The organism is Neorhizobium galegae (assembly GCF_021391675.1).
Lineage (GTDB): Bacteria > Pseudomonadota > Alphaproteobacteria > Rhizobiales > Rhizobiaceae > Neorhizobium > Neorhizobium galegae_B.
This window is the reverse complement of sequence record NZ_CP090096.1, coordinates 1,005,422-1,022,362: the sequence shown is the minus strand read 5'-3', so window position 1 is coordinate 1,022,362 and position 16,941 is coordinate 1,005,422. Positions and strand designations below refer to the sequence as shown.

Annotated in this window: 19 protein-coding genes; 16 read left to right on the top strand and 3 right to left on the bottom strand. The window is 61.3% G+C overall.

Annotated elements, in window-relative coordinates; all coding sequences use genetic code 11:
- Window positions 1-105 precede the first annotated feature (105 nt).
- The 7 genes from LZK81_RS27555 to LZK81_RS27525 are packed head-to-tail and all read left to right on the top strand — an operon-like array spanning window position 106 to window position 6,115.
- Window positions 106-555 (top strand): acetyl-CoA carboxylase biotin carboxyl carrier protein, encoded by a 450-nt coding sequence (locus tag LZK81_RS27555; RefSeq protein ID WP_233957185.1) that lies wholly within the window; start codon window positions 106-108, stop codon window positions 553-555.
- Window positions 555-1,934 carry an acetyl-CoA carboxylase biotin carboxylase subunit gene (gene accC, locus LZK81_RS27550; protein ID WP_233957183.1) on the top strand — a complete coding sequence of 460 codons (1,380 nt, stop codon included), beginning with the start codon at window positions 555-557 and terminating at the stop codon, window positions 1,932-1,934. The genes LZK81_RS27555 and accC overlap by 1 nt, the downstream gene beginning before the upstream one ends.
- Window positions 1,931-2,359, top strand: a complete 429-nt coding sequence (locus LZK81_RS27545) for an acetyl-CoA carboxylase (RefSeq protein ID WP_233957182.1) — start codon at window positions 1,931-1,933, stop codon at window positions 2,357-2,359. Before accC ends, LZK81_RS27545 begins: the two co-directional genes overlap by 4 nt.
- On the top strand, window positions 2,356-3,063 hold the full coding sequence (gene pxpB / locus LZK81_RS27540) for a 5-oxoprolinase subunit PxpB (RefSeq protein ID WP_233957180.1): 708 nt from the start codon (window positions 2,356-2,358) through the stop codon (window positions 3,061-3,063). Before LZK81_RS27545 ends, pxpB begins: the two co-directional genes overlap by 4 nt.
- The gene (locus LZK81_RS27535) at window positions 3,060-4,055 is read left to right on the top strand and encodes a biotin-dependent carboxyltransferase family protein (RefSeq protein ID WP_233957178.1); all 996 of its coding nucleotides are present in this window, start codon (window positions 3,060-3,062) and stop codon (window positions 4,053-4,055) included. The genes pxpB and LZK81_RS27535 overlap by 4 nt, the downstream gene beginning before the upstream one ends.
- A gap of 27 nt (window positions 4,056-4,082) precedes the next feature.
- Window positions 4,083-4,850, top strand: coding sequence for a 5-oxoprolinase subunit PxpA (locus LZK81_RS27530; protein WP_233957176.1), 768 nt, complete (start codon window positions 4,083-4,085; stop codon window positions 4,848-4,850).
- A gap of 53 nt (window positions 4,851-4,903) precedes the next feature.
- Window positions 4,904-6,115 (top strand): pyridoxal phosphate-dependent aminotransferase, encoded by a 1,212-nt coding sequence (locus tag LZK81_RS27525; protein WP_233957174.1) that lies wholly within the window; start codon window positions 4,904-4,906, stop codon window positions 6,113-6,115.
- Between the two features lie 47 nt (window positions 6,116-6,162).
- On the opposite strand, the gene nac is transcribed toward LZK81_RS27525, so the two are convergent.
- Window positions 6,163-7,068 carry a nitrogen assimilation transcriptional regulator NAC gene (nac, locus tag LZK81_RS27520; protein WP_046612288.1) on the bottom strand — a complete coding sequence of 302 codons (906 nt, stop codon included), beginning with the start codon at window positions 7,066-7,068 and terminating at the stop codon, window positions 6,163-6,165.
- A 213-nt stretch (window positions 7,069-7,281) separates the two neighbouring features.
- Between nac and LZK81_RS27515 the strand changes: the two genes are divergently transcribed.
- The 9 genes from LZK81_RS27515 to LZK81_RS27475 all read left to right on the top strand — a co-directional run bounded on the left by LZK81_RS27515 (window position 7,282) and on the right by LZK81_RS27475 (window position 14,804).
- Window positions 7,282-8,064 carry an SDR family oxidoreductase gene (locus tag LZK81_RS27515; RefSeq protein WP_233957172.1) on the top strand — a complete coding sequence of 261 codons (783 nt, stop codon included), beginning with the start codon at window positions 7,282-7,284 and terminating at the stop codon, window positions 8,062-8,064.
- The gene (locus LZK81_RS27510) at window positions 8,061-8,768 is read left to right on the top strand and encodes an amino acid ABC transporter permease (RefSeq protein WP_233957170.1); all 708 of its coding nucleotides are present in this window, start codon (window positions 8,061-8,063) and stop codon (window positions 8,766-8,768) included. The genes LZK81_RS27515 and LZK81_RS27510 overlap by 4 nt, the downstream gene beginning before the upstream one ends.
- Entirely contained in the window at window positions 8,765-9,523 is a 759-nt protein-coding gene (locus LZK81_RS27505; RefSeq protein ID WP_233957168.1) for an amino acid ABC transporter permease, read from the top strand. Before LZK81_RS27510 ends, LZK81_RS27505 begins: the two co-directional genes overlap by 4 nt.
- On the top strand, window positions 9,520-10,287 hold the full coding sequence (locus LZK81_RS27500) for an amino acid ABC transporter ATP-binding protein (RefSeq protein WP_233957166.1): 768 nt from the start codon (window positions 9,520-9,522) through the stop codon (window positions 10,285-10,287). The genes LZK81_RS27505 and LZK81_RS27500 overlap by 4 nt, the downstream gene beginning before the upstream one ends.
- 38 nt (window positions 10,288-10,325) lie before the next feature.
- Window positions 10,326-11,162: an ABC transporter substrate-binding protein gene (locus LZK81_RS27495; protein ID WP_046607549.1), complete on the top strand. Its 837-nt coding sequence runs from the start codon at window positions 10,326-10,328 to the stop codon at window positions 11,160-11,162.
- 94 nt (window positions 11,163-11,256) lie between these two features.
- On the top strand, window positions 11,257-11,931 hold the full coding sequence (locus tag LZK81_RS27490; protein WP_233957164.1) for a 4-carboxy-4-hydroxy-2-oxoadipate aldolase/oxaloacetate decarboxylase: 675 nt from the start codon (window positions 11,257-11,259) through the stop codon (window positions 11,929-11,931).
- A 57-nt stretch (window positions 11,932-11,988) separates the two neighbouring features.
- Window positions 11,989-12,756, top strand: a complete 768-nt coding sequence (locus LZK81_RS27485) for an SDR family oxidoreductase (RefSeq protein WP_233957162.1) — start codon at window positions 11,989-11,991, stop codon at window positions 12,754-12,756.
- Between the two features lie 58 nt (window positions 12,757-12,814).
- Window positions 12,815-13,762, top strand: coding sequence for a 2-hydroxyacid dehydrogenase (locus tag LZK81_RS27480; protein WP_233957160.1), 948 nt, complete (start codon window positions 12,815-12,817; stop codon window positions 13,760-13,762).
- A 10-nt stretch (window positions 13,763-13,772) separates the two neighbouring features.
- The gene (locus LZK81_RS27475; RefSeq protein ID WP_233957158.1) at window positions 13,773-14,804 is read left to right on the top strand and encodes an L-idonate 5-dehydrogenase; all 1,032 of its coding nucleotides are present in this window, start codon (window positions 13,773-13,775) and stop codon (window positions 14,802-14,804) included.
- 164 nt (window positions 14,805-14,968) lie between these two features.
- Here LZK81_RS27475 and LZK81_RS27470 read toward each other — a convergent pair whose 3' ends face one another.
- A complete protein-coding gene (locus LZK81_RS27470) occupies window positions 14,969-16,252 on the bottom strand; it encodes an MFS transporter (RefSeq protein WP_233957846.1) in 1,284 nt (427 codons plus the stop codon).
- A 199-nt stretch (window positions 16,253-16,451) separates the two neighbouring features.
- Window positions 16,452-16,907 carry a MarR family winged helix-turn-helix transcriptional regulator gene (locus LZK81_RS27465; protein WP_046607543.1) on the bottom strand — a complete coding sequence of 152 codons (456 nt, stop codon included), beginning with the start codon at window positions 16,905-16,907 and terminating at the stop codon, window positions 16,452-16,454.
- Window positions 16,908-16,941 lie beyond the last annotated feature (34 nt).

Here is a 16,941-nt window from a genome sequence, read left to right as displayed (position 1 = left end):
TTCGTCTGACCCCATCGGCGGCCCGATCGTGTTACGCAACGTTACCGTATCACGCGACTTGATCTGCAAAAGCGCGCGGCGGCATTCGAAATACCGAGCGCAAATATGGACCTCTCGAAGATCAAGACCCTGATCGACTTTGTCGGTCGATCGAGCATTTCCGAACTCACCGTGACCGAGAAGGACCTGACGGTTCGAATCTTCCGGTCGCAGCCGACGGCGGGGGAGACCTCCGCCGATTTGGCTCGGGGACAACAGCCGGTTGCAGGTGCGTCGATCACCTTGGGGCCTGATGAACTGCCGACTATCGGCCAGGCGTCGGTCATTTCCGTAAAAGCGCCGGTCTCCGGCGTGCTGCATCGCAGCTCGGCACCGGGCGAGGAGCCGTTCGTCAAGCTTGGAGATGAGGTGACGGATGGGCAGACTCTCTTCATTATTGAAGCGATGAAGGTCTTCAACAAGATCGCCGCGCCGCGGTCAGGGCGTATTGTCAGCCTGACCGAAGTCGACGGCGGCGAAGTCGAGACGGGTGATCTGCTCGCGGAGATCGCGTGATGCCGGAGACATTCGACAGTCGCCCGCGTTTCGATACGGTTCTCATTGCCAATCGTGGGGAGATCGCGACCAGGATCCAGAAAGCCTGCCGGCAGCTGGGCCTCAAGACCGTCGTTGTCTATTCCGAAGCGGATCGGCAGGCGCCCTATGGCAAGACCGCCGATAGCGCCCTGTGCATCGGCCCATCGAGCGCGGCAAAAAGCTACCTCAACAAGGATGCTCTTCTTCTGGCGGCGCGGTTGACTGGGGCTGGCGCCATCCATCCCGGTTATGGTTTTCTCTCGGAAAATGCCGCATTCGCCGATGCCGTCGAAAAAGCGGGACTGGCGTTCATCGGTCCGAGCGCGTCGTCAATCGAGGCGATGGGCGACAAGATCTCGGCAAAGAGGGCAATGATCGCAGCCGGAGTTCCTTGTGTCCCGGGGCCGGATACGGCGCTTGCCGACGATCCGGCCGCCGTCGAGCGCCTGGCCCTGGAGATCGGTTATCCCGTCATCATCAAGGCTGCCGGGGGCGGCGGCGGGCGGGGCATGCGTCTCGTGCCGGAGGCCGGTCTGCTGCAAGAGGCGGTCGCGCTCACCCGGGAGGAGGCGCGGCAAGCTTTCGGCTCGCCGTCGCTCTACATGGAAAAATTCCTTCAGCATCCGCGTCATATCGAGATTCAGGTCCTTTGCGACACCCATGGCAATGCAATCTGGCTCGGGCACCGGGATTGCTCGATGCAGCGCCGCCATCAAAAGGTCGTGGAAGAGGCGCCGGCACCCGGGATATCGCCGGATGTGATCCGGCTCGTCGGGAGAGCCTGTGTCGAGGCCTGCCGCCAGATCGGCTACCGTGGCGTCGGAACTTTCGAATTCCTCTACGAGGATGGCGCTTTCTATTTCATCGAGATGAATACCCGGCTTCAGGTCGAACATCCGGTCACCGAAATGACAAGCGGGATCGACATCGTGCAAGCGCAGATCAAAGTGGCTCAGGGCGATCCGCTCGAACTGGCCCAGGCTGACGTTAAATGCGCGGGTCACGCCTTCGAATGTCGCATCAATGCCGAGGATCCCGATACTTTCTTGCCGTCAGCCGGTATCATCACCAGTCTCGCCCTTCCCGAAGGGACCGGTATACGGGTCGATACCCATATCCATGCGGGGTACAAGGTACCACCCTATTACGACTCGCTGATCGCCAAGCTGATCGTTCATGCGCCGACGAGGGCGGAGGCGATGGCAAGGATGCGCGAGGCGCTTGCCGAGACGCGAGTGGACGGAATTTCCACGAATATTCCCTTCCTGCGTGCGCTCTTCGAGGACAGCGCGTTTGCGCGAGGCGAGACGGATATCCACTATCTCGAGCAATGGCTGAAACAACGGAGAGCGTCATGAGCGGGATCGATTTTAGCGATCCCGCGACGATCGCGTTCCTCACCGATGCGCTGACGGCTGCCGGGGTGAGCGGGCTCGAAATATCCAGGCCCGGCGGACAGTTACGCATCGTCATTGCGACGGGGAATGAAGCCAGGATCGATGTGTCCGCGACCTCTCAACCGGCCCCGACGGCTCAGCCGGTGGTGATCGTCAGGGCGCCGATGGCCGGCCATTTTTACCCGGGCAGCCCATTGCGCTCGGCAGCCGCCGATCGTCTGCCGCGAACGGTTCCCGCCGCAGACATCCTCGGCTTCCTTCGCGTCGGCCCCGTCCTGCTTCCACTTTGTGCCGGCCGCGCAGGCATATTGACCAAGCAGCTTGCCGAACCCGATGCGCTGGTCGGCTTCGGCGATCCGCTGTTCGAGATCGAGCCTCAATCATGATTGCCACATTGAACAACCACACGCCGTTGCGCGAAATCGTATCCGCCGCCCAAGGCCGTGCTCGCGTTTCCTCGATCGGAGCCCGGTCCTTCCTGCTCGAAGCACCGGGAGAATTCGATCTCGCCGCGCAGCGCCGGATCTGGGCGCTGTCCCAGGCGGTCGGAGGCTGGCCGGATATCGCGGAAATCGTTCCGGGAATGACCAACCTTCTGACGATATTCCAGGAGGCGCCGCAGGATCCCGAGGCCGTCGTAGTGCGGCTGCTGGAGGCGTGGGACAATGCCCGCAGCATCGATCTGGATGGAAAGACGATCGAAATCCCTGTTCACTACGGCGGGGAGCATGCGGTGGACCTGCCTGCGCTTTGCGACATTGCCCGCCTCAGCGACCGTGAGATCGTCCGTATTCATCACGAAGCGACCTACCGTGTTTTTGCCTTGGGCAGCGCTCCGGGCTTCGGTTATCTGCATGGCCTGGATCCGCGCATCTACATGCCGCGAAAGACCGTGCCGTCGCTGAAGATGGCGAAGGGCTGCGTGACCATTGGCGGCATGCAGACCGGCGTTGCGATGCTTACCGGCCCGAACGGCTGGAATTCCATAGGTTTCGCAGAACTGCAGATGTTCGACCCGGCGTCGCCCAAGCCGGCGATGATGGCGCCGGGCGATACGGTGCGGTTCGTGCCGGCAAGGATCGAGCTATGATCGAAATTGTGGAAACCGGCCCGTTCAATACGGTCCAGGATCTCGGACGGCCAGGGTATCGCGATATCGGCGTTTCGGCCAGCGGCGCGATGGATCCGCTCGCCATGAGGATAGGTAATATTCTTGTCGGGAATGACGAGGGCGCGGCCGGGATAGAGGTGCAGACCTTTCCGTTCAGCCTGCGTTTCGACCGCCGGACCGTCTTCGCAGTTACGGGCGCCGACGGCGATCCGCTACTGGATGCGTTGGAATTGCTTCCCTGGTGCGCCTATACGGCGGAGGCCGGACAGGTGCTCGAACTGAAGCATCCTCCGACACTTGCGCGCGCCTATGTTTCCATCGGCGGGGGGCTGGATGTCCCGTCGGTGATGGGGTCGCGCAGTACATCACTGCGCGGCAGCTTTGGCGGCAATGCCGGCCGGCCACTGGAAAAGGGCGATCGGATCGCGTTCGGTAACAGCACCGACCTTGCCCCCGTGCCGGCGAACGGCTTGGCCGTCATCGAGCCCGCCGTGGCGCTCCGGGAGGTCTTTCCGGATCTCGTTGACGGCGCCCTGCCGGTCCGTGCCCTGCCTGGTGGCGAGCATGCCCTGTTTCCCGATGACGGCGACGCCTTCTGGAGCCAGACCTGGAAGATTTCTTCCCGCAGCGACCGCACTGGCTATCGTCTGTCGGGCGAGCCCATCAAACCGACGGCGTCGATTGAGATGCGTTCTCATGGGATCGTGCCCGGTGTGATCCAGGTTCCGCCCGGTGGGGAGCCCATTGTCCAGATGAGCGATGCGAACACAGCGGGTGGCTATCCGAAGATCGCCGGCGTGATCGAATGCGACCTTTGGCGGCTTGGCCAGGCCCGCATAGGCAGCCGCTTGCGGTTCGTGCGGTCCACGCATGCGGAGGCGCGCGCGGTGGAGCAGGCGGTTGCCCGCTATGTCGAAGACGTCCGGACCACATCAGGGATGGTCAAACGCGCCTTGAGGGCGATGGCCTGAAATACGATCGGTCAAAGGGAGTTGCCGGTGAAAATCGATCTGAATTCCGACATGGGCGAAGGGTTCGGCCCTTATCGGCTATGCGACGACGAGGCGATGATGAAGGTCGTGTCGTCGGCCAATATCGCTTGCGGTTTCCACGGTGGCGATCCGGATACGATGGCGCGCATGGTGCGGCTTGCCAAGGCGAACGGTGTCGGCATCGGCGCACATCCGGGCCTGCCCGACCGGCTTGGCTTTGGACGGCGCGAGATGCCTTTCCAGGCGGATGAACTGCGCCAGCAGATGCTCTATCAGCTTGGCGCCCTCAAGGCGATCGCCGCGAGCGAGGGCGTTGCCGTCAGGCATATCAGTTTCCATGCCGCCATGGGCAATATGGTCAACCGCGATCCTGTCCTCGCCGATTTGATGATGGATGCAATTGCCGCAGTGGACACGAGCCTCGTCGTGTTCGTGACGCCCGACAGCGAAATAGAGCAGGCGGCCAAACGCGCACGGTTGAAGACGCTCGCTCTCTTTCTGGCCGACCGGGCCTATGATGCCGCCGGCAGGCTTGTTGCCCGCGGCCTCCCCGGCGCTGTCATCAAGGATGAGGCTTCGGTGCGGGCGAGGGTGCGCCGCTTTCTTCTCGACGGAACCGTCGAAACCATCGACGGAGGCGTCATAGCGATGCCGGCGCGGTCGATCCTCGTGCACAGCGACACACCGGGTTCCCTTGAGCTTGCGCATATCGTCCGAAGCGAGATCGAAGCCTCCGGCGCGATGCTCGCGCCGGCTGCCGACCTCGCGCTTTAACGCATCCCGACCGCCAGGCCGGCGGTCTCCGTTCCAATTCGTATCGAAAGATCATGTCGATGTCTTCTACCGCCGATCGCCTGAAAAACGTCTCCATATCCGCCTCAGCCGCCATGACCCAGCGCGCCCGGGAACTGGCCGCAAAGGGTATCAAGGTTGTCAGCCTCTCCTCCGGGGAGCCGGACTTCCCGACGCCGCTGCATGCCATCGAGGCGGCCCATGCCGCCGCACTTGGCGGTGATACGAAATATCCGCCGATGGATGGTACGCCGGCGCTCAAGGCGGCGATCAGCCGGAAGTTCAAGCGGGACAACAATCTCGACTACGATGCCAGCCAGATCGTCGTATCAGCCGGCGGCAAGCAGGTGATCTTCAACACGATGCTCGCAACCTGCAATCCCGGCGACGAAGTCGTCATTCCAACGCCCTCCTGGGTCAGCTATGCCGACATCGTCAAGTTCGCCGGTGGCATTCCTGTGGCCGTACCCTGTTTCGAGCAGGCCGGCTTCAAACTGCGCCCCGAGGATCTGGAAGCTGCGATCACGCCGCGTACCAAATGGCTGATCCTGAACTTTCCCAACAATCCGACCGGTGCGGCCTGCTCGCGCGCGGAAATGGAGGCGATCGCGCAGGTCATGCTGCGCCATCCGGATGTCTGGATCCTGACCGACGATATCTACGAACATCTGGTCTATGACGGTTTCGAATTCTGCACCATCGTGGATGCTGAGCCCAGGCTCTATGATCGCGTCCTGACCATGAACGGGGTCTCGAAGGCCTATGCCATGACCGGCTGGCGGCTCGGTTACTGCGCCAGCGGCTCAAAGGAGCTGATCGCTGCGATCAGCAACGTCAACGGCCAGAACGGCGGCGGCATCAGCACGGTCACGCAGGCGGCCGCCATCGCGGCGCTGAATGGGCCTCAGGATCTCCTGAAGGAGCGAGCTGCGATCTACAAGCAGAGGCGCGATTTCGTGCTGGACCGGCTGTCGCAGGTGGAGGGATTGCGTTGCCACAAGCCCGAGGGCGCGTTCTACCTCTATCCCAACATCTCCGGTTTGATCGGCAAGACCAGCAAGGGCGGGCGGAAGATCGAGACCGACATCGACTTCGTCATGGCCCTCGTGGACGAACATCATGTGGCGACGGTGCAAGGCGCAGCTTACGGCATGAGCCCCCATTTCCGCATTTCTTACGCAACGAGCATGGAAATGCTGGACGAGGGATGCGCGCGAATCGCCCAGTTCTGCTGGGACATGCGCTGACGATTGGTCCGATGATCCGGCGCGGCTGCCTCGTGCCGGAACTCGCCTTACGTCCTCAGCCGCGCGGTCAGCTCGATAAGGATATCCTTGACCGCCAACGCCGGCTCAGACAGCGAGTTCTGCTCGGCAATGCAGAGCGACAGGGTTTCCTCGATCCGCGGGGAAACGAGCCGGCAGATCAGCGGCTCGCCTGATTCCGTCACGATACGGTCGGCGATGGCTTTCGGCATGATGGTCGCTCCGAGACCGCTGCCCACGGCGCGCGCCAAAGTCCTTACGATTTCAACTTCCGCCACGACCTTCAGGTTGATCCGGCTGCGCGTGAAGGCGGTGTCGACCGCACGGCGAACGAAGTTGTAAGCGGGCGGCATCAGAAGCGGCAATCCGTCGAGAGCGGCAATCGGAATGGGCTTGTTATCCGATTCGATCGCGAAATCGCGGTGGGCGACGAGATAGAACTCCTCGCTGAGGATAGGCTCGAACCGCACACCCTTGATCGGCCCGGCCCCGTGGATCAGCGCCATTTCCAGCCGGCCGTTCATGATCATCTGACTGTAGGTCTGGCCGACGCTTTCTGTGAGATGGAGCAGGATGCCGGGATGGCGCCTACGCGTTTCGGCCAGCAGGTCGACGGACAACGTGGCGGCACTGCTGAACGGCACGAGCCCCACGGAAACGCGCCCGGCAAGTGAGTTGCCGGCGGCGGAGGCGTCCGCCTGCGCCTGTTCCATCTGGCGAAGAATGATCTGCGCATGGCGGTACACCGCATGCCCCGCATCGGTCATGCTGACGCCCTGCTGGCTGCGGATCAGCAGCTTCTGGCCGAAATGCTCCTCCAGCGCCGCCAGCTGCTGGCTGAGCGCGGGCTGCGCGATATGCAGCAGGTCGGCGGCGCGCGTGATGCTGCCGCTGTCGACGATCACTATGAAGGATTTGAGGCGTCTGATGTCCATTCGGGTTTTTGTCTTTTGTCCTGAGCAGACGCATGTTTGCAGACGCGATCTTCTTTTGCAACGCCGCCGACTGCGATCTCGCCCGGTGACCGTCACCTACCGACATTGCGGAGCCGAGCCTCCATAGCCGTTGCTTATTGCTCCACAAATAATCGGTCTTAGGCAAGGGATTAAAGGTTCGCTACTGTCATTCGCAACAACAAGGGGATCCGAATGCCATTCTCCGATTACAAGACCGCACTGGTTACCGGCGCTTCCTCCGGTATCGGCGCCGCTGTGGTGGAGCGGCTTCGCCGTGAGAATATCGAGGTCCACGCGATCGCCCGTAGCGGCGATGCTCTGCGGGATCTGGCCAAACGCACGGGCTGCATCGCTCATGTCATCGACGTTACCGACCGCCCGGCACTCGCCGAACTCGCCGGTCGCGTCGAGTTCGATATTCTTGTCAACAATGCCGGCGTCGACCGGCCGAAGAAATTCCTGGAAGCGGACGAGGGCGATATCGACCTCCTCGTTGATGTCAATCTCCGTGCGGTCCTGCACATCTGCCGTCTGATCGTGCCGGGAATGGTCGCTCGCGATCGAGGCCATGTCATCAACATTTCCTCGATCGCCGGCAACTACAATTTCGGCGGCAACTCCATCTATCACGCCGTCAAAGCCGGCGTCGCCATGCTGTCAAACCAGCTGCGCATCGACGCGTTCGGCAAGCGCGTGCGGGTGACGGAAATCTGCCCCGGGCGGGTCGCGACGGACATTTTCAATCACGTGCACGGCGACGATCCCAGTGTCCGGGAAAGGTTCATCGATGGTTTCGAGCTGCCCCAGGCAGCCGATATCGCCGAAGCGATAGCGTTTGCGATCGCCGCGCCGGTCGCGGTCAATATCGGCCACATGGAGATCACGCCGACATTGCAGGTCATGGGCGGCCTGCAGACGGCCCGGCCGCAGCTTGCACCGGCAGGTCCGGACATTTCCAAGGAGCCGGGGCGGTGAACGGGTTCGATCTCTCGGCTATTCTGAGGAACCCCGAATATACCGCGATGCTCTTGCACGGCATCGAGATGACCTTTGTCATCTATATCGGGTCGTGGCTGCTGGCCATGACGCTCGCGCTCCTGCTTCTGTGCATCCGGTTTTCACCGCTCCGCTTTGGCGGCAGGGCCGTGGCCGCCTATGTCTCCTACCATCGCAACGTGCCGACCCTCGTGCAGCTGATGCTGTGGTATTTCGGCATATTCACCCTGTTTCCGCCAGGCCTGACCTCCTGGCTCGCGGCACACAATGCCGAAACGATCTTCGCCGTCATCGGCCTCGGCCTGTGCCAGGCAGCCTATTTCAGCGAGGACCTGCGGTCCGGCCTTCGCTCCGTAAGCCCGGGCCAGATGGAAGCCGCGAAAGCTCTCGGGCACAGCTATGTCTCGGCGATGCGCTTCGTAATCATGCCCCAGGGCGTGCGCAATGCGTTTCCTCCGCTCATCAACCATAGTGTTTCCCTGTTCAAGAACAGCAGTCTCGCCATCGTCATCGGTGCGTCGGAACTGACGCACGCCGTGAAGGAAGTCGAGAACCTGAGCTTCCGCACCTTCGAAATCTACCTGGTCGGCACGGTTCTTTACCTGTTCTTCTCGCTCCTGATCATGGGCGCCGGCGCCTATCTCTCGATGCGTGCCGATCCGGTCCGGAGTGCACGCGCATGATCAACGATGTCATCGCCATCATCCAGGACTACTGGCTTCTGCTGCTGATCGGTCAATATCCGAACGGCCCGCTGGGCGGACTTGCAAATACGCTGATCCTGTCGGCGTTCAGCATCATGCTCGCTTTCCCTGTCAGCATTATACTTGCCTTGGCGCGGCTGTCGAAATGGCGGCTGCTGCGGTGGCCGGTCACGGGGCTTGTCTACGTAACCCGCGGCGTGCCGCTGCTGATGCTCATCCTCTGGAGCTATTTCCTCGTCCCGCTTTGGACGGGAGCGGACGTTCCGAGCTTCGTGACGATGCTGACCACGCTCGTCGTGTACCAGGGAGCTTTCCTCAGCGAGGTCGTGCGTGCCGGCATTGTCGCACTCGGCAGCGGCCAGATGGATGCCGCCCGCGCACTCGGACACAGCTCTCTCGGAGCGATGCGCTTCATCATCCTTCCGCAGGCGCTCTACAACATGATTCCGAGCATCATCTCGACCTTCGTCTCGACGATAAAGGATACGACGCTCGGATATGTCATCAATGTCCCGGACCTTACGTTCGCGGCAAGCCAGGTCAACAACCAGCTTCTGACGCAGCCCTTCCAGGTCTTCTTCATCCTCGCGGTCGTCTACTACGCGATCTGCTGGAGCCTGACGCATGTCGCCAACATCGTCGAGCGCCGCATCACGCGTCGCCGTGCAGGTCTGTCCGGCGGCGCGGCACCGGTGGAACTCGTGCCGGCCAAAATCATATCGGAGCAGCTATGAGCACCTCAGCAGCGGAGATCCAGCAGGTGCAGACGATCCGCCTTTCGGACGTTTGCAAAAGCTATGGCGACTATCCGGTCCTCAAGAATATCGAAGCGGAAGTCGCACGGGGCGAGGTTGTGGTGATCTGCGGGCCTTCCGGTTCGGGGAAGTCCACCCTGATCCGTACGATCAACCGTCTCGAGGAGATCAATAGCGGATCGATCACCCTCGATGGTCAGAACATTCATGCGGCAATGCGGACGAGGGAACTCAATCTGCTGCGCAGCCGGATCGGTTTCGTATTCCAGAACTTCAACCTGTTCCCGCATCTCTCCGTCGTCGAAAATGTGTCGATGTCGCCGATCCGCGTGAAGGGCGTGGCGGCGGATGTCGCCCATGACAAGGCGCTCAAGCTTCTCGAACGCGTCGGGCTTGCCGACAAGGCGCGGGCCTATCCCGGGCAGCTGTCGGGTGGCCAGCAGCAGCGGGTGGCGATAGCGCGCGCACTCGCCATGGAGCCCCCTGTCATGCTGTTCGACGAGCCGACCAGCGCGCTCGATCCGGAAATGGTGGGCGAGGTGCTGGCGGTCATGAAGAGCCTGGCATCCGAAGGCATGACCATGATCTGCGTGACGCACGAAATGGGCTTCGCCCGCGATGTCGCCGACCGCATCTGGTTCATCGATGCCGGACAGATCCTCGAAACGGCCCCGCCCGGGGAGTTTTTCAAGACCCCCCGCCATCCCCGTGCTCAGCGGTTCCTCGCCGATCTGCGCCATTGACATTCACGACCAACGACTAAAAACAAAGGAGAACAGCAATGAACTGGAAATTTGTAACTCTTACCGCCGTGCTGGCAGGTGCCTCGGCAGCCTTGCCGGCAAAGGCGGATCAACTCGACACGATCATGTCTGCCAAGACGCTTCGCTGCGCGACGTTTGCCGACGTGGTGCCTTTCGCAGCACCCGATCCGAAGACGCGCGAAATGGCCGGCTTCGACGTCGACCTCTGCAATGCGATTGCCAAGGAACTGGGCGTCAAAGCCGAAGTCAAGCCGGTCTCGGTCGAGGCGCGCGTGCCGGAAGTCAAGCTCGGCCGCGTGGACATCACGGTCGCAAATCTTGCCTATACGCTGAGCCGCGCGGAACAGATCCAGTTCAGCGATCCCTACTATCTCGCCAAGGAAATGCTGATCGTCCCGGCCGATGACCCCGGCAAGAAGAAGGCCGACTACGAAGGCCAGCGCATCGCCTCGACCAAGGGCTCGACTTCGGAAATGTCGATCAAGCTCAACAAGTCCGATCCGCTGACCTTCCAGGATACCGCATCCGCCTATCTTGCCGTCCAGCAGGGCAAGGCACGCGGCATGGTGGCGAACACGATGACGACGACAAAATTCGTCAACGAATCCAAGACCAAGGGCAAGGAAATGCGGATGATCGAGGATCCGATGCTGTTCCAGCCGATCGGCATCGGCATGGCAAAGGACAATCCGGCCCTGACGGCCAAGATCAACGAGGTGCTCCGCAAGCTCGATACGTCCGGCGAACTCAACAAGATCTGGGACAAATGGCTTGGCCCGAATACCGAATACAAGATGACGCGTAACGACAAGGTCGTGCCGCTTTCCGAACTGAAGTTCGACCCGATCCCCTGAGGTCTTTGGCCCAGGCACTCCATCCAATTGCAAATCACCGAAGACTGCAGGCGGCGGGACGTGTCCGCCGTCGGCCTAACCGTGGGAGGTTTCCATGATCCACATAAAAGATATCGCCGAACGGCCGAGCAACGCCGACATCGAGGCTCTTTCCAAATTTTCGCCAGCTACCATCCACGAAGCGCAGGGACGCCGCGGAGCGCTCTCCTCCCGCCTGAAGCCAGTGGATTACCGGATGAAGCTGTGCGGCCCGGCCTTCACGGTCAAATGCGCGCCGCGCGACAACATCATGCTTCAGCTCGCGATCAACTATGCAAAGCCGGGTGACATCATCGTCGTGTCCGCCGGCGAATACGAAGAGGCCGGCTCGTTCGGTGACGTTCTCGCCAATGCCTGCCTGGCAAAGGGTATCGGCGGCCTGGTGACTGACACGGGCGTGCGCGACACGCTGCAGCTGAGGGACCTCGGCTTTCCGGTCTTTTCCCTGAGCGTCTGCATCAAGGGCACCGTCAAGGAAACCATTGCGGCGGTGAACGATACTATCATCGTCGGGGGCGAGACGATCAATCCGGGCGACATCATCGTCGGCGATGCCGATGGGCTGGTCGTCGTCCGCCGCGCGGAAGCACAGGAGGCCGCAAGGCTTTCCGAGGCCCGCGAGGATGCCGAAGCCGGCTATATCGCGGCCTACAAGCAGGGCAAGTCGGTGATCGAGGTCAGCAATCTGGAGCCGGTACTGAAAGCCAAGGGTCTGATCGTCGATATCTGAACCCGGCCGCGATTGTCACGCAACGCGGCGGACTGTCTTTTTCGGAAAGAGGTTTGAATGACCTTCCCATTATTTGATTTGGCCGGCCGGCGTGCGTTGGTGACGGGTTCGTCGCAGGGCATAGGGCTGGCGCTTGCGCGAGGGCTTGCGCGGCATGGGGCTTCGGTCGTGCTGAACGGCCGCGACCCTGTGAAGCTTCAGGTCGCCGTCGATAGCCTGGAGAATGAAGGCTATGAGGCGAGGGCTGCCGACTTCGACGTTACCGATCCCGATGCCGTCAAACGCGGCGTCAACGCGATCGAGGCCGAAGTTGGTGCGATCGACATCCTGGTCAACAATGCCGGAATGCAGTTCCGCAGCCCGCTGGAGGAGTTTCCGGCTGATCGCTGGGAGCAGCTCATGAAGACCAACGTCTCCAGTGTCTTCTATGTCGGCCAGGCGGTGGCACGCCACATGATCGGCCGAGGGCAGGGGAAGATCGTCAACATCGCCTCGGTGCAGAGCGAGCTGGCACGCCCCGGCATCGCTCCCTACACGGCCACCAAGGGCGCGGTGAAGAACCTGACACGCGGCATGTGCGCGGATTGGGCAAAGCACGGCCTGCAAATCAACGCGATTGCGCCCGGCTACTTCAAGACACCCTTGAACCAGGCGCTGGTCGATAACCCGGAATTCTCGTCCTGGCTTGAGAAACGCACACCGGCAGCCCGCTGGGGCGATGTCGAGGAGCTCGTCGGGGCAGCGGTGTTTCTTGCCGGCAAGGCTTCCTCCTTTGTGAACGGACACACGCTCTATGTCGACGGCGGTATCACAACCTGCCTTTAGGAAAGCCCGCCACACGGGTATCGACAAACCATCATCTACATCACAATGGAGGAAATCGATGGCCAAGCCGGACATCCTGCTCGTCGGCCCCTACCCCGAATGGGATCTCGTTGAGCTGGAAGCGCAGTACAACGTGCGCAAGCTCTACGAGGCTGAAGATCGCGATGCATTCGTTCAGGATCATGCGGACGGCATTCGCGCCATCGCCACGCGGGGAGAGCTCGGCGCCTCTGCCGAACTGATCGCCAGGCTGCCTAAGCTGGAGATCGTCTCGGTCTATGGTGTGGGCTATGACGCAGTCAATCTCGACGCCTGCCGGGCGCGCGGCATTCGGGTCACCAATACGCCCGATGTCCTGACCAACGACGTTGCCGACCTTGGCGTCGCGATGATGCTCGTCCAGTCGCGCGGCATGATCGGCGCCGAGCGCTGGGTGAAGGATGGCAGCTGGGTGGAGAAGGGTCTCTATCCGCTGAAGCGTCGCGTCTGGGGCCGCAAGGCCGGAGTTCTCGGCCTCGGCCGCATCGGCTTCGAGGTCGCCAAACGCCTCAAGGGCTTCGACATGGACATCGCCTATAGCGACGTTGCCGAGAAGCCGTTTGCGGATGGTATGACGTTCATCGCCGATCCGGTGGAACTTGCCCGGCATTCCGACTTCCTGTTCGTGACGCTGGCGGCGTCGACTGTCACGCGCCATATCGTTTCGAGGAATGTGATTGCGGCGCTTGGCCCGGACGGCATGCTGATCAACATCTCGCGCGCATCCAATATCGACGAGGAAGCGCTGCTCGAGGCGCTCGAAAGCGGCGCGCTAGGATCGGCGGCACTCGATGTCTTCGAAGCCGAGCCGAAGCTCGATCCGCGTTTCCTGAAACTCGACAATGTGCTGGTGCAACCGCACCATGCGTCCGGCACGATCGAAACCCGCAAGGCCATGGGCAAGCTGGTGCGCGACAACCTTGCCGCCCACTTCGCCGGCGCCGCCCTGCCGACACCCGTTCTCTGAGGATACGCCCGTGAAAGCCGTCGTCATTCATGCCGCCAAGGACCTGCGCATCGAAGAGAGGGAGGTCGAGGACCTCGGCCCCGGACAGGTGGAGGTCGCCATCGAGGCGGGCGGAATTTGCGGTTCCGACTTGCATTATTATAACCATGGCGGCTTCGGTACGGTGCGTGTCCGCGAGCCAATGATCCTCGGCCACGAGGTTGCGGGGACGATTAAGGCGCTGGGGGAGGGGATATCGAGCCTTGCGGTCGGAGACCGGGTGGCGGTTTCGCCGAGCCGTCCGTGCAACGCCTGCGACTATTGCCTGAAGGGGCAGCAGAACCATTGCCTCAACATGCGCTTCTACGGTTCCGCGATGCCGATGCCGCACATCCAGGGTGCATTCCGCCAGCGTCTGGTTGCAGAGCAGTGGCAGTGCCACAGGATAGCGGATGGCGTCTCGATCAACGAAGCGGCGATGGCGGAGCCGTTCGCGGTAACGCTGCATGCGGTGGCCCGCGCCGGCTCGCTTGCGGACAAGCGAGTGCTGGTCACCGGCTGCGGTCCGATCGGGGCGCTGGCGATCATCGCTGCCCGTGCCCACGGTGCCCGAGAGATCGTCGCGACCGACGTCATGGGTGCGGTCCTCGACAAGGCGCTGGCGGTCGGCGCCGATCGGGTCATCGACGTCGCCAGCAATCCGGAACAGCTTATGGCCTATTCCGCAAACAAGGGCTATTTCGACGTACAGTTCGAGGCTTCCGGTAACGAACGCGCCGTACGCTCCGGCCTGGAAGTGCTCCGACCCCGCTCGACATTGGTCCAACTCGGCCTCGGCGGCGACGTCTCCATCCCGCAGAACATCGTGGTCGCCAAGGAAATCGAGATGAAGGGCACTTTCCGTTTTCACGAGGAATTCGGTCTCGCCGTGGACCTTATCGGCAAGCGCCGTGTCGATCTGAAGCCGCTGCTCACCGGCATCTTTCCGTTCGAGGATGCCGTGGAGGCTTTTGAGGCCGCCGGCGACAGAACCCGGTCAATGAAGGTGCAACTGGCTTTCTAGCAATCGAACCAGGGCCGACAGGATTGGCATTAGAGGAATTGAAACCGCACCTCTGCCAGGACAACAAGAGTAAGAGGCGGGTTTTGAGAAGCCGCCTCTTACATTCTCGAGTTCAATACCTGCAGAATTGGTTGCCCTTGACCTGCCGAGGCCCGGGCGAGAGTTCAAACAGTCTTTTTCTTGTACAGCAGTGTCGCCAGAGCGAGAAGGCAGCCCACCGCACCGACGGCCGCGAAGATGTAGAAGTTCCATTGCGGTGCAAGCCCTGCTCCCAGGACGGCACCGCCGATGGCGGGTCCGATCATGCCCCCGACGCGACCGATGCCCAGCGAAAAGCCAAGGCCGGTGCCGCGAATTTCGACCGGGTAGAGATTTCCGACCAGGACATTGGCTAGAATCTGCGTTCCGATCGTTCCGGTTCCAGCCAGCGCGACCAGACCGTAGACCTGAAGGCCCTGGCCTACCTGGGTCAACATCCAGATCGAGCATGCGCCGAGGAGGAACATTCCCGCCACGACCATCTTGACATTGCCAAGGTCGGCAATTCTCGCGCCGATCAGCAGACCGACTGCCGCGCCAAGATTGAGCGTGACGGAGAAGAGAAGGGCGGAACCGAGGTCGTAGCCCATCTTGTTCATGATGGTCGGCAGCCAGTTCACCATGCCGAAAGTAAGCAGAAGAGAACAGAAGTGGATGCCCCAGGCGTTCAGGGTCGGCAACAGACGGCCTTCGGAAAACAGCGACTTGATGCCTACCTGACGCAGAGCAGCAGGCCTTGGATTGGGATTGGGCAACCCATACTGATTGGCTATCCGATTGGCTTCTTCCTGGCGGTTCTTGGTCGCCAGCCATTCCGGCGATTCCGGAAGGAGGCGCAGGAACAGCGGAAGAAGCAGTATCGGTGCGCCGCCGATGATCATCAGCACGCGCCAACCGTAAGTCTCGATCAGCATAATCCCCAGAATGCCCGAGATGATGCCGCCGGCGAGATAGCCGAGAAGCGCGGTCGAGTAGGCCATGGCCTTGCGCTTGGGCGGAGAGAACTCGATGATCAAGGCGGTTACCGTCGGGAACAGTGCGCCCAGGCCAAGACCGGCGAGAAAACGGGTTCCTTCAAAAATCAGGAAGCTCGGAGCCAAACCGCTGCCGATCATCATCACCGAAAAACTCAAGAGGCTCCCGACTATGACTTTGCGGCGGCCGATCCTGTCGGCAAGGGTTCCGGCAATCAGGGCGCCGAGCAGCATGCCGAACAGGGTGATTGACGCGGCTCTTCCGACCATGCCGGGCGTCAGAGCCCAGCTTCCTTCTCGAAGCAATGAAGGTGCAACCGCACCATAAACGATAAGGTCATAGCCATCGAAAAGGATCAACAGGCCGCATAGGGCGATGATCATATTCGGGCTGCGGACGCGTTCCTTGGCGATAGCGACATCTTGTATGGTCATTTTTCCTCCCCACACATTTGAGTACAGGAAGTACACCCCCGCCATCGGCAGGCCAGCATCGATCCATGTACAAATCCTCCGGTTCGTCGTCGGCGTGTTTCCTCCCACACCGGACCATCATCCCGAAGACGAGATGATGCCATGACAACGAATGACGCGCCATTAAATACTTGCAGTTAAAATATTTGCAAGTGCAAATTTACTGGTCGCTGGTTTTTCCTTTGCCGGACATGGCCGGCAGATTGCTGTGCATCCGCCTCAACGCACTTTTCAGCGCGGTGACCTCCTCCTTGGACATGCCCTGCACAGCCGTGGCCTCGAGTTCCATAGCAAGCGGCATCAGCTTTTCAGTCAGTGCCTCCCCCTGTGGGGTCAACCGAACGATGACGATACGGCCATTATCCTCGGGACGGGTTCTCGAGACCAGCTTGCGTTTCGCCAGAGTGCCGACGAGCCGCGAGAGGGTGGAGATCTCAACCGAGACGACGTCGGCAAGGTCCCCAAGCGTGCTTTCCTTGCGCTCCCTCAACATTGCCAACACTCGATACATGGCGACGCTGAGATCGTTCTCGGCAATTCGCTGTGAGAAGACCTCGGCGATGCGCACGCCCGCACGGTTGAGCAGGTAGGGAACTGAATCGGTAAGTTTGTACATGTCTCAGTCTGCTGGCGAAATCTCGTGTGCGGCT